The organism is Copranaerobaculum intestinale (assembly GCF_009831105.1).
In the GTDB taxonomy this organism is placed as follows: domain Bacteria; phylum Bacillota_I; class Bacilli_A; order Erysipelotrichales; family Erysipelotrichaceae; genus Copranaerobaculum; species Copranaerobaculum intestinale.
In genome coordinates, this window is record NZ_WUUQ01000001.1 from 653,123 (window position 1) to 664,913 (window position 11,791).

Annotated in this window: 10 protein-coding genes and 1 CRISPR repeat array; of the genes, 8 read left to right on the forward strand and 2 right to left on the reverse strand. The window is 33.6% G+C overall.

Annotated elements, in window-relative coordinates; all coding sequences use genetic code 11:
* Nucleotides 1–171: 171 nt before the first annotated feature.
* Entirely contained in the window at nt 172–1,152 is a 981-nt protein-coding gene (locus GSF08_RS03245) for a helix-turn-helix transcriptional regulator (protein ID WP_160624389.1), read from the reverse strand.
* A gap of 112 nt (nt 1,153–1,264) precedes the next feature.
* Here GSF08_RS03245 and GSF08_RS03250 point away from each other — a divergent pair, with 112 nt between their 5' ends.
* From GSF08_RS03250 to GSF08_RS03275, 6 genes are all read left to right on the forward strand, one after another.
* Nucleotides 1,265–1,729, forward strand: a complete 465-nt coding sequence (locus GSF08_RS03250; protein ID WP_160624390.1) for a hypothetical protein — start codon at nt 1,265–1,267, stop codon at nt 1,727–1,729.
* A 48-nt stretch (nt 1,730–1,777) separates the two neighbouring features.
* Nucleotides 1,778–2,065, forward strand: a complete 288-nt coding sequence (locus GSF08_RS03255) for an HIRAN domain-containing protein (RefSeq protein ID WP_160624391.1) — start codon at nt 1,778–1,780, stop codon at nt 2,063–2,065.
* 236 nt (nt 2,066–2,301) lie between these two features.
* Nucleotides 2,302–5,874 carry a type II CRISPR RNA-guided endonuclease Cas9 gene (cas9, locus tag GSF08_RS03260; RefSeq protein ID WP_160624392.1) on the forward strand — a complete coding sequence of 1,191 codons (3,573 nt, stop codon included), beginning with the start codon at nt 2,302–2,304 and terminating at the stop codon, nt 5,872–5,874.
* Nucleotides 5,874–6,788: a type II CRISPR-associated endonuclease Cas1 gene (gene cas1 / locus GSF08_RS03265; RefSeq protein ID WP_160624393.1), complete on the forward strand. Its 915-nt coding sequence runs from the start codon at nt 5,874–5,876 to the stop codon at nt 6,786–6,788. Before cas9 ends, cas1 begins: the two co-directional genes overlap by 1 nt.
* Nucleotides 6,789–6,798: 10 nt before the next feature.
* Nucleotides 6,799–7,110 (forward strand): CRISPR-associated endonuclease Cas2, encoded by a 312-nt coding sequence (gene cas2, locus GSF08_RS03270; protein ID WP_249805833.1) that lies wholly within the window; start codon nt 6,799–6,801, stop codon nt 7,108–7,110.
* Nucleotides 7,107–7,985 (forward strand): hypothetical protein, encoded by an 879-nt coding sequence (locus GSF08_RS03275; RefSeq protein WP_160624395.1) that lies wholly within the window; start codon nt 7,107–7,109, stop codon nt 7,983–7,985. Before cas2 ends, GSF08_RS03275 begins: the two co-directional genes overlap by 4 nt.
* 85 nt (nt 7,986–8,070) lie before the next feature.
* Nucleotides 8,071–8,635: a CRISPR direct-repeat array (repeat unit 36 nt; unit sequence AATAGAGAATCTTGTAAAATGAATTTGTACTTATAC).
* 165 nt (nt 8,636–8,800) lie between these two features.
* Here the strand turns inward: GSF08_RS03275 and pepF are convergent.
* The gene (gene pepF, locus GSF08_RS03280) at nt 8,801–10,561 is read right to left on the reverse strand and encodes an oligoendopeptidase F (protein WP_160624396.1); all 1,761 of its coding nucleotides are present in this window, start codon (nt 10,559–10,561) and stop codon (nt 8,801–8,803) included.
* A 128-nt stretch (nt 10,562–10,689) separates the two neighbouring features.
* Between pepF and deoD the strand changes: the two genes are divergently transcribed.
* Together deoD and GSF08_RS03290 are read left to right on the forward strand one after the other, a co-directional pair.
* Nucleotides 10,690–11,406, forward strand: a complete 717-nt coding sequence (gene deoD / locus GSF08_RS03285) for a purine-nucleoside phosphorylase (RefSeq protein WP_160624397.1) — start codon at nt 10,690–10,692, stop codon at nt 11,404–11,406.
* Between the two features lie 116 nt (nt 11,407–11,522).
* Nucleotides 11,523–11,789, forward strand: a complete 267-nt coding sequence (locus tag GSF08_RS03290; protein WP_160624398.1) for a metal-sensing transcriptional repressor — start codon at nt 11,523–11,525, stop codon at nt 11,787–11,789.
* The last annotated feature ends 2 nt before the right edge of the window (nt 11,790–11,791 follow it).

The following is an 11,791-nucleotide window of genomic DNA, read 5'->3' on the forward strand; positions in this document are numbered from 1 at the left end:
TGTATCATACTTCTATAAGTAGATACATTTTTTGTATTCCTCTATCTAATATTTTCAGAATATCGTAAAAGTAGCCGAATTCATTGATTATTTTGTAACAGTTCCTTATTTTGATCCAAGCATAATCATCTTGTATTGATTCTTTTTTCTACAAAAAAGGTAACTACCTAATTATTTTGAAGCGTATTTCTTTAAATTACATTTTAGGATATCAATGAATTCTTCTCTCACGTCAGCTGGTTCAATAATTGTGCAATAGTTCATATATTGTAAAGCAAAATACAGCATTCCTTGTTTAGAGGATTTGATAATTGCTAAGAATTCTTTATCGTTCTTTTTCTGAATATATATATCCTGACCAAAACGATCAATCATGTCATCTAATATGAAATGATCGCAAAGTATCGTGAACGTTTCTACATTACCGCCATACATATATATTTTGGTTTTACAATATTCGTAAGGGTTGAAATCTTTTTCTATCGGTCTTATCGGCAGTGCGGTAATGATTATGTTTTTCATTTTATCAATCCGATAATGACTTAAATTTGTATAATCATCTTTTTGACAAAGCAGATAATAATTTTCATTTGCATAAACAATATGATAAGGATGAACGATGTATTTTTTATCTTTTCTGGGAATCATTTTCTTATTATAATCATATTTCATATAGTCAAACGATATTGCTTTATTTTGTTGGACTGCTTCCAGTATCACTTCGATGTTAAGGAAGAAATCGTGATTTAAAGATTTGTTTGAATTTTTTAAATATATGTTTGGATAAAAGGATTGATATACATATTTGCTTTGGGTATGAAGCAACTTCTGTATTAACTGTTTCGATTCTGTTTCAGGGATGAAATGGGAAGAATATATGGCATTGCACAGTAAATGTATTTCTGATTTTTCGAATGATCTTTCACCAAGAAAAAAACGCAGTGCGGTACCATTTGAGTTATCATCCCTTGATTGTATATCCACACCAGCTTCAATAAGGGCGTCTATATAAGAAGTAAATGTGTGTCTTTCAATTTGGATGTCATATTGAGTTTCTAAGAGTTTTTGAATTTCACGACGAGTGAGCGGGTGTTCCTCATCGGAAAATGTCTTTAATATTTGATAAATATGAAATAGTATTGTTTTCTTCATCTTGATCCCTCTTTTGCTTTCATTCTATCATAAATAAATTTACAAATTTTGAAAACCTGGTTGGATTTTCTACCATACTGCTATTTTATAATGATAACGCGAGGTGATAGAGATGACGGATTGGCTTATTACAAAAAATCATATCGTTCATTATTGTGATTGTCCATACGTGACGAGCGGTATGAAATGTACAAATTTATGGATTGCGTTAGAACAAGGCAATCGAATTTGTAAACATTGCTTACATAAGTATTTAAGCTGTGAATGTGATCAAATCTTCCAAACTTTTCATGGAATCATCAAAAATGTTTATTGGGAATATAATTATTTATTTTTTGGAACAGCTTACTCCTACTGGTGTCTCAATTTGGTGGACTTTAAATTGTGGCATACACGTAACTTGGATTATCCGGCGCCCTTTTCTGATAATTTTCATTTTCAAAAAGAATGTATATCGCTTTATGATGCTGTTTCTTATGGAGTTGAACATGATAAACATCATCCATATGTTTCTAAAAAACCTTTTGGCAATTTTTCTGTTTATCAGAAAATTATGATAATAGAGGCACAGCTGTAATTGGTATTTCACGAATAATTATTGGAAGAAATGGAGGGAGCTGAAACGATGAGATTGATAACGATAACAGGTATTGAACATTATTTTGGACAGGAAATTTTTCGGCCAGGTCAAACTTTAATATTGAAAAAAGATCTTGATAATTCTTATGACAGCGAGGCAATTCAAGCGGAATTAGAAACCGGTGTAAAGGTTGGATACGTTGCTAATAGTATTCATACCGTAGCAAGGGGATCGCATAGTGCTGGACGTATTTATGAAATTATAAATGACCGGCAGCCTGTAAAAATATTATGTATTTTATATAACTGTGTTATAGCAGAATTAGATTTATAAAAAATGTGAAAGAAAAGATACATATTATGATACAATACTAAGTGTAAACGGTTACATTTTTGGGGTTGACAGGGTCTGGGGAATTTGTTAATATGGTTTTGCAAGAGATATCTTGCTATAAGTACAAATTCATTTTGCAAGACTTTCTATCAGAGTTTCTCTCGTAGAGAGTAACTGCAAGAAAAAGCCCTAATAGGTAACTATAGGGCTTTTTCTTTTATAGGAGGAACGTACATATGAAAAAAGAAAATTACATTATGGGACTAGATTTGGGAGTTGGATCGGTTGGCTGGAGCTGCATGGCAGTAAATGATAATCATGAGCCGTGCCGTTTGATTGCCGCAAACAGTAGAATTTTTCCATCGAAAAACGGAAGCATGGAAGAACGCAGAAACGCACGGGGATTAAGAAGATTGATTCGCCGTAAAAAAGCCCGCATCAAAAAAGTAAAAAATTTATTTGTGGAATATGATTTCTTTACAAAAGAGCAGATCAATGAATTTTTTGATTTTGAAGCAAAAAATTATGAAAATCCTTATCGCTTGAAATGTCGTGGACTCACTTCAGCTTTAACAAAGGAAGAATTATTGATCTGTTTGGTTCATTATGCAAAATATCGTGGCTTTAGGAGTAATCGAAAGAATAAGGAAGTAGCTAAGGATACCAAAAGTGCGAGTGAAGAACAGAAATTATTATATTCTATTGAACAAACACAAACTTTTTTGGATGAAAATAATTGTACTATTTCTCAATATATTTTAAGTGATCCAAAATTTAAAGATAAGATCAAAAATACAAGTGGCAATTTCAAAATTGGTGTGACCAGAAAAATGATCACCGATGAAGCAGAGCAGGTATTGGATACCCAGATTACATGTGGATTAATTGATGATTCTTTCAAAAAATCTTATTTAGATATATTAACATATCAGCGTTCCTTTTCAGAAGGACCTGAATCCGGTCCCTATAGCAATCCAATAGTTCATATGATTGGTACCTGTTCATTTGATAAACAATTGCGAGCACCGATAGCAGCACCTACCTATGAAGTATTCATACTGCTTCAAAAGCTCACAAATATTTACTACTATAAAGATTCATATCGAGATAAAAAGCAGCTGTCTGTAGAACAAATACAGGCAATTGTGGAGAAGGCGAAGAAAACAAAAGAAATTAAGTATAAACATGTGATGGAAATTATCGGTGAGGATGTTCATTTTACGGGTTTAACATTAAGCCGAAAGGATTATGCGGAAATCAATAAGAAAGGTAAAAAGCATCCTGAACGCAATCTTGACGATTTGCGAAAGAAACAAAAACTAGAAACTTCAATATGTAAAATGGAGATAACATCTTATTTTAAAAATGCGTTTAAGAAAGTCCATCGGATTGATGATTTAAAGCTTTTGGATGAAATAGCAGACTTGCTTTCAAAATATAAAACGGATAAGGAAATAGAAAAGTACTTAGATCATGATGATTATCCATTGTTGAGACAACAAGACGAGGATATCAAGGGTGTAGTGAAAGGTCTTGATGAGGGAAAGTTCATACGATTCGGTAAGTTATCTTTCCATGTTTTGTATGAAATTGTTCCTTTGATGTTGGAAAAAGGATATATGTATTCGGATGCTATGAGAGAAGCAGGCTTTGATCACGTGAATAAAAAAAGCGATGATAAGGTACATGATCAGCTTCCATCAGTTTCAGATATTTTTGACGATTTAGATATGAGCGTAACAAATCGTTGTGTGCGTACGACCTTGCAGGAAACCAAGAATCTTATCAATGCGTTAATTCGTAAATATGGAAAACCGGAAGAAATCCATGTTGAAGTAGCTCGCGAACTCACAAAAGATGAAAATGAAAGAGCGAAAATCATGGATTCACAAATATCGAATAAAGTAGAAAAAATCAACTTAAAACGACAAATTTTAAGCAAGTTTGATTGTTTTTATTCAGAAGATCAAATCAAACATAATGATCTGTTGAAGTATAAACTTTTTATTGAGCAGAAAGGTATTGATCCCTATATGCTGGCTTATACAAATGATGAGAATGTATCAAAAATACATGAAAAGGATATTTTTGATAATGATGCTTATGAAATTGATCATATTTTGCCTTATTCAATGTGTTTCAATGATCTTTATTCTAATAAAGTATTGGTATCGACAAAAATGAACCGTGAAAAAGGAAATCGGATTCCGTATGAAGCATTTCATGCCCGTCCGGGATTTTTGAAATTTCAAAGTTGGGTGTATAAGAATATTCATGATGCACGCAAGCGAGAAAATTATCTAACAAAGAAAGTAACAGAAGAAATGTTAGAAGAGTTTAGTGCGAGGGCATTAAACGATACCCGGTATGCTACAAAAGTTCTTTGCAAAATTATTTCTTATTATTTTTCTGATGTGAAGGTGAGAAGCTTCACCGGACAAGTTACATCAAAATTAAAAGGAATATGGCATTTGAATACTCTTACTCACTCTTATCAAAGTGGAGATCTTTTACGTCATGATAAACGAGACGAGAAGTTGGATCAGCTGTATAAGCGTATGGATGATGAAATGGATATTATCAAGCAAAAGGAAATCAAAAGTAAGATTATCTCAATGGAAAAAGATATAGAGAAAAAAGATCGAAGCAATCATTTGCACCATGCACTTGATGCGACGATCATCGCCTGCGCAACCGATACTTTAAGAAGACGAATTGAGATGCATGAAATGTATATTCGTCAAAGAACGCTGAATATACAGCGATATCGCATACCGGTTATTGAAGAAAAGACCGGAGAATTGAAAGAATATCGTTATGAAGAAAAGGCAACACAAGATTTAAGCGATTATTTTGATATTACTAAGAATATGAATTATCGCCAATTTCCGGTACCTTATGCTAATTTTGTTGAAGAAATTAAACTGAGAATTTATGAACGAGATGAGGAAGTGCTGAGAAAATCACTCTGTACTTTCCCAAATTACACAAAAGAACAAATTGAAAAAGTTAAGCCATTGATGATTTCTCATAAAATTATTAAAAAACAAAATAGCAGATTACATGAAGCTACCATTATGGGGGTGAGAAAGAATCCTGAAAATCAACAAGAAATTGTATTAACAAAACGTATTAGCATTGATAAAGATAGCTTTAAGCTTGATAGTGTAGAAAAAATATATGATTCTAAAGGTACACAAAAAGCGATATATGATGCAGTTAAGGTGTGGCTAGCTGGTTACGATAATGGTTCAAAGGCGTACACTGCTCATCAGGGATATCCAATTGCACCCAATGGACATGAGATTAAAAAAGTGAAAATAAATTTAGAAGATGTGAAAGAAAGAATCTGTATACATCCTGAGAAAAAACAATATGTGGATAAAGATGATGTAATCCAGGTATATGTTTATAAGCGTAAAGATGATGATCGATTATATTTTGCTGGAATGGATCAGTATCGTTTAATGAACTTGGATAAAAATCCGATGATAATGTTGTGGTATGGACAAGATAAAAACTTTAAATATGTGCTTTACAATGATCTTGAAAAAGAAGGTTACATACCTTATTTAAAATTAAACCGGAATCAACTCATTCGGATAACCCTACAGTCAGGAGTAGAAGGAATATGTTTAGCAGGAGGAACTTCATCTGGAATGTTTGAAGTATATAGCATTTTAGGCGATGGTTTGGATTTACTTGCATCAGGAATCCAAAGACAGGTTAAAACCCGATATCAAATAACAGTGTCCACAATCAAAGATATCCAAATTCTTCACTCTAATATTTTAGGAGAAATATTTTAATGGGTTATCGACAAATATATATTCGGAAAGCGAATAAACTGGCTGTAAAACATCATTCTTTAATAATACTAAATGATACTCAAGAATTAGATATTCCGTTAGAAGACATAGCAAGCATTTTATTGGAAGATCAGCGGACGGTTATCACTTCTCGATTACTTTCTGCTTTATCGGAAAACTATATAACTTTCATTATTTGCAATGAGCGTTATCAACCTTCGTCCATATCAATGCCAATATACATGCATTACCGACAATTGAAAGTATTTTATCAACAAATGGAAGTTAAAAAACCTTTATTATCCCAGATATGGGCAGGTATTGTAAAAGCTAAAATTATGAATCAGATAAACATCCTGGAATTGAATAAGTGCAGTGATGAAAAAATACAGAAATTAAAAACCGAAGTAAAACAAATTCAATCTGGTGATAAAACAAATCGAGAAGCTGTTTGTGCAAAACTATTTTTTAATGCTCTTTATGGTTCGTTTTTTATAAGGGATCATACCGGAGATGATGGCATCAATATGGCGCTGAATTATGGATATACGATCATCGCCGCGCAAATTACCCGGGTTTTGACCATGTATGGTTTTCATACCATGCTAGGTATTCATCACTGTTCACAACAAAATAATTTCAATCTTAGTTATGATTTTGTAGAACCTTTCCGGGCGATCATAGATAAATATGTATATGATCATAAGGATGAGCTTGATTCCTCACTGGCGATCCAAACAAGAAAAGATTTGATAGCCTTGCTTCAAGAAAGTGTGATCATAAATGATAAACGTTTTTCTGTTCAAAACGCGATTGAAGAAATGGTTTTAAGCTATATAAAATGTTTAGATAATAATGATTCCTCTTATTTTGTAACACCTATATTACTTTATGAATCAGGAAGCAATTTCTAGTTTTCGAATCATGCGTTTGATTGTATTGTTTGATTTGCCTATGCAGACAAATAGTGAAAAAAGAGAATATCAACATTATCGTAAATTTTTATTAGAAGATGGATTTCAAATGCTTCAGTTTTCTGTTTATATAAGATTCTGTAAAAATATACAAGATGCTTCAAAACACACAGCAAGAGTGAGTGCGTTAACTCCAAAGAAAGGAAATATCAGAATATTAAGTATTACGGAAAAGCAATTTGAAGATATGATACTTGTGCTCGGTGAGAAAATTCCAAGCGAGTATATTGTCAATGAACAATACACAATGGTGATAGAATGAAAATCTTATGTAATTATAATGAACGTATAAAAGAAATGTATTTCGAGAAGATCGTCTTTTTCCATGGTAATCACAACAACTTGAATACCTTATATCAAACTGTTTTAAATGGATTAAACGGACAAGATAAGAGTTTCCTTTTAAATAATCAAATAATCGAGAAAAAGGAACTTAATGTTATTGAATTTGATAATAATGGAATTATAGATGATTTGAAGTTTACAGCAAAGAGTTACTTTAGTAAATTAATGCAGATACAGATAAATACTGATGAACTTGAAGAAATAAAAGACGAATATGATTTAATCAATGTGAAATTGGCAAATTTAGTAGCGCATTCTTTCTGTAATTTGCATAGCAAATATATGTTCATAAACCCTCATTTATCTAATTTTTGTATAGAAAAATATATTCAAGACAGTTTTAGTTTTGTAAACAAAGAGGAAATTGATTTTGCCACGAATACTGAATTACAATTATGTATCGTATTAGAATTCATTAATAGCCATCCTGAAACATTCTATCATGTTTTAATTAAAGATTTAGATCGTAATTTGGATTTATCTCAGATTCTTTATATTATAGAGATCATGAAGACTGTATCCAATGCTTCATTTTATATATTTTTACGATGCTTTGAATTATATGAAGCATATCATAATTTTGAACAATATTTAGTCCTGGAGAATACTGTTTTGCATCGTGTTGAGGAAGAACAGAATTGTATATATAGCCCACTATTAACGCCAAAAGAAAATGAGTATTATAGTAAAGCTATGACGTATTTAAAACACAAAAAATTGTATGATGAAAGTACTTCTAAGCATCCTGAAATTTTTAAAAGTGACATAATTGATGTAATATTACGTGAATAATGTATGAATTCCTATAAAATATATATTAAATAACTAGCGAAAGCCCTGTTACAATGGGCTTTTTTACTTATATATATTGATATCTAATAGAGAATCTTGTAAAATGAATTTGTACTTATACATTATGATTTTGAGGATAATAATGGGAAGCAATAGAGAATCTTGTAAAATGAATTTGTACTTATACCTGTGCAGAAGGTGGTAGCTGCTGGACAAGAATAGAGAATCTTGTAAAATGAATTTGTACTTATACCCTTTCACCTTCTATGGCTCTATGCAGATAAATAGAGAATCTTGTAAAATGAATTTGTACTTATACCAGCGCTTATTATCCTCGTAAGTGGTAATGAAATAGAGAATCTTGTAAAATGAATTTGTACTTATACCATTGAGCGTTATCGGCACTACTGTAACATAATAGAGAATCTTGTAAAATGAATTTGTACTTATACAGCGCTATCAGCTGGTGTGCCTGCAACAAAATAGAGAATCTTGTAAAATGAATTTGTACTTATACTTTTCAATATATCTTGATATTGTAATTCTAAATAGAGAATCTTGTAAAATGAATTTGTACTTATACCAGCGCTTATTATCCTCGTAAGTGGTAATGAAATAGAGAATCTTGTAAAATGAATTTGTACTTATACACAAAGACACCATCTTTGTTGATCTCAACAATAGAGAATCTTGTAAAAAGTTACAGAAATATATCTATATTTGAAAGTACATTTAAAAAATTTGAATTTTACTGTTCATCGAAAATCTACAAATTAAAAAGATTGTCTTATATGATTAGGACAATTTTCTTTTAATTACATCATCAATTCCTTACATTCTTCCAAGGTTTCCTTAAAGAATGTGAATGCATCATCATAAACTTGATCATTGCGAGGATCAACTCCGCTGTTTACCAATTCATCAATCGGGCTTTCACTTCCGCCCTTGGATAAAAATTTCATATAATCAGCAGTATCACCAGATAATATTTTCTTAACAAAACTCAGGGCAACCGACATTCCCAACGTATATTTATATACATAAAAGTTGTAATAGAAATGTGGTACATAGAAGCATTTGTATTTTTCTAGGTCATCCACGATGACAGATGATCCAAAGTAGTTGCGGCTGATATTTAAGAAATCCTCAGTCAACTTGCCACTGGAAACCGGCTCTCCCTTTTCAATAAAAGTATGAAGATCCAATTCAAACTGTGCATACATCGGCTGACGGTATAGAGTTCCTACCAGCTGTTCCAGAAGATTGGTTAAAATATATGCTTTGTAGGCTTCATCATCACTGGTAGATAACAGATATTTGTTTAACAGAATTTCATTGACAGTACTTGCAACTTCAGCGACAAAGATACGATAATTCGCAAGCATAGGCCGATTGTTTTTATGAGAGTAATAAGAATGCATAGAGTGTCCGAGTTCATGAGCCAAAGTGCTCAAGCTGTCATATCCACCGGTAAAGTTCATTAGCACAAAGGGATTAGAATCATAGCTTCCTCCCGAATATGCACCGCTGCGTTTTCCGGTATGTGTCATATAATCCACCCAATGTTCCTTTTTTGCCTGGTTCAGCAGTTCCAAATATTCATCGCCAAGTGGTTTTAACGCTTTATGCAGAATATCATAACATTCCTCAATGCTGTAATTCTGCTGTTCACTTTCCGCTAACGGTAATAAAATATCATACGTATGCTGTTCTTCCAGTTTCAGATATTCTTTACGGAAAGCAAAATAATCATGAAGCGGCTGCTGATATTTTACATTGGCCATGTGCAGTACTTTATCAAACAAAGAACGATCTGCACCATCTTCAAATAAGCTCGCGTCCAGTGCACTGTCAAAGTGGCGAATCTTCGCATTCAGCACCTGTCCATAGGCATGACTGCCCAGCATTTTTGCAAATGCGTTATCATAGCGTTTGTATTCTTGAAATAGATGTGTGAATGCCTGCTTTCTTACATCATGAACCGGATGTTTTAAAAATTCCGTATAAGTTGCTTCATTTAAAAATAGTTCTTCACCACCGATTGTCACCGGTTCAAATTCCAATCGCAATGCATCATAAATTTCAGAAGGATTGACCATCAGTTCATTTACTTGTGCCATCAGCATTTCTTCGCGCTCATTTAGCCGATGCGGAATGGTTCGGAAAATTTCATCGATCGGATATCGGAAATCTTTGCAATCGTCGTCCGCCAGATAAATTTCTACTACAGCTTTGTTGGCAATCAGTTCTAGATCAACGAAATTCAGTTTTTCAAGGCAATCCTGATACAGCTTCATGGTCAAAGAGCGGTTATTCTGCACGACTTGATCTTCCGGCATGACATCTGCGCACATATTGGCGTAGCTACTTAGATTGTCCAGGTAACGGGAGAATGTTTCCTGATCATTCATAAATTGAATAAACGCATCTTTTGTTTTTGTGATAGTCCCTTGTTTTGCAGTCAATTTTTCCAATAAACTGCGGGCAACCTGATACTGTTTCTCAAATGCTTTCTGATCTTTAAAAAGGGTAGTCAGATCCCATTGATATTCTTTTGCGATATCACTTCGTTTCATAATTCCACCTCACTGTTCTTATTGTATCGCGAAACCTATATTAAGACAATGAGGAAGCATAGGAACTTCTGTTGTGTTTTAGGGGATTATGATATAATGTGGATACAAATCAAAGGAGGATTTTTATTATGGCTACACCACATAATCATGCGGAAAACGGAGATATCGCCAAGACCGTACTAATGCCGGGAGATCCGCTTCGTGCGAAGTTCATTGCGGAAACATATTTGGAAAATCCAGTACAGTTTAATACGGTCCGCAATATGTTTGGGTATACCGGAACGTATAAAGGAAAGAAATTATCAGTAATGGGAAGCGGCATGGGAATGCCAAGCATCGGAATCTATTCTTATGAGCTTTACAAATTTTACAATGTGGAAAATATTATTCGCATCGGCTCGGCAGGCGCTTATACAGATCAGTTGGAGCTTTTCGATCTCGTACTGGCAGACAGCGCATGGAGTGAATCCAGTTTCGCAAAAGTACAGTCAGGTAATGACAGTGATATACAGCTTCCAAGTGATCAACTGAATGGTGTGATCGAGGAAGCCGGCAGAGCCTTAAATAAACATATTACCAAAGCACGTATTCATTCCAGCGACGTATTTTACCATGAAGCAAATGTTCCCGGCATCGAAGCCTTCTATGGTGAACATAACTGTGTCTGCGTAGAAATGGAAAGCTTTGCGTTATTCCAGAATGCGAAAGTGCTCGGCAAGCATGCGGCCTGTCTGCTGACAATCTCGGATTCCTTGGTAACACAAGCTGCGACCACCGCTGAAGAGCGCCAGAACTCCTTTCATTCCATGATGGAAGTGGCACTGGAGGCAGCGATTCAATTATAATTTACAAAAGAACGGTGTGCCGTTCTTTTTATTTTAAAAGAGTGCATGAATTGACTTCTATCTGGGTATCCTATATAGTAAATCTATCCCTACACCCATAGGGGGAGGTTAAAAACATGATTAGAGAACGAGAAAAAGCATTGCAGAATTTAAAAACGGCTCGTGGTCAGATTGATGCGATCATCCGTATGATTGAAGACGAACGTTATTGTATTGATGTATCCAATCAGATTATGGCAAGTACAGCCTTGCTGAAAAAAGCCAATATGCATATCTTGAGCGGCCATTTACACACTTGTGTCAAGGATGCGATGCGCTCTGAAGAACAGAGTGAAGAAAAAATCAATGAGATAGAAGTATTGTTTGAGAAAATATTGAAATAGGA

Excerpts from the sequence above, each read along its gene's own strand:
- cas1 (WP_160624393.1), top strand. The coding sequence starts at position 5,874 with ATGGGTTATCGACAAATATATATTCGGAAAGCGAATAAACTGGCTGTA.
- cas2 (WP_249805833.1), top strand. The coding sequence starts at position 6,799 with ATGCGTTTGATTGTATTGTTTGATTTGCCTATGCAGACAAATAGTGAA.
- GSF08_RS03245 (WP_160624389.1), bottom strand. The coding sequence starts at position 1,152 with ATGAAGAAAACAATACTATTTCATATTTATCAAATATTAAAGACATTT.
- GSF08_RS03290 (WP_160624398.1), top strand. The coding sequence starts at position 11,523 with ATGATTAGAGAACGAGAAAAAGCATTGCAGAATTTAAAAACGGCTCGT.
- GSF08_RS03255 (WP_160624391.1), top strand. The coding sequence starts at position 1,778 with ATGAGATTGATAACGATAACAGGTATTGAACATTATTTTGGACAGGAA.
- GSF08_RS03250 (WP_160624390.1), top strand. The coding sequence starts at position 1,265 with ATGACGGATTGGCTTATTACAAAAAATCATATCGTTCATTATTGTGAT.
- deoD (WP_160624397.1), top strand. The coding sequence starts at position 10,690 with ATGGCTACACCACATAATCATGCGGAAAACGGAGATATCGCCAAGACC.
- GSF08_RS03275 (WP_160624395.1), top strand. The coding sequence starts at position 7,107 with ATGAAAATCTTATGTAATTATAATGAACGTATAAAAGAAATGTATTTC.
- pepF (WP_160624396.1), bottom strand. The coding sequence starts at position 10,561 with ATGAAACGAAGTGATATCGCAAAAGAATATCAATGGGATCTGACTACC.
- cas9 (WP_160624392.1), top strand. The coding sequence starts at position 2,302 with ATGAAAAAAGAAAATTACATTATGGGACTAGATTTGGGAGTTGGATCG.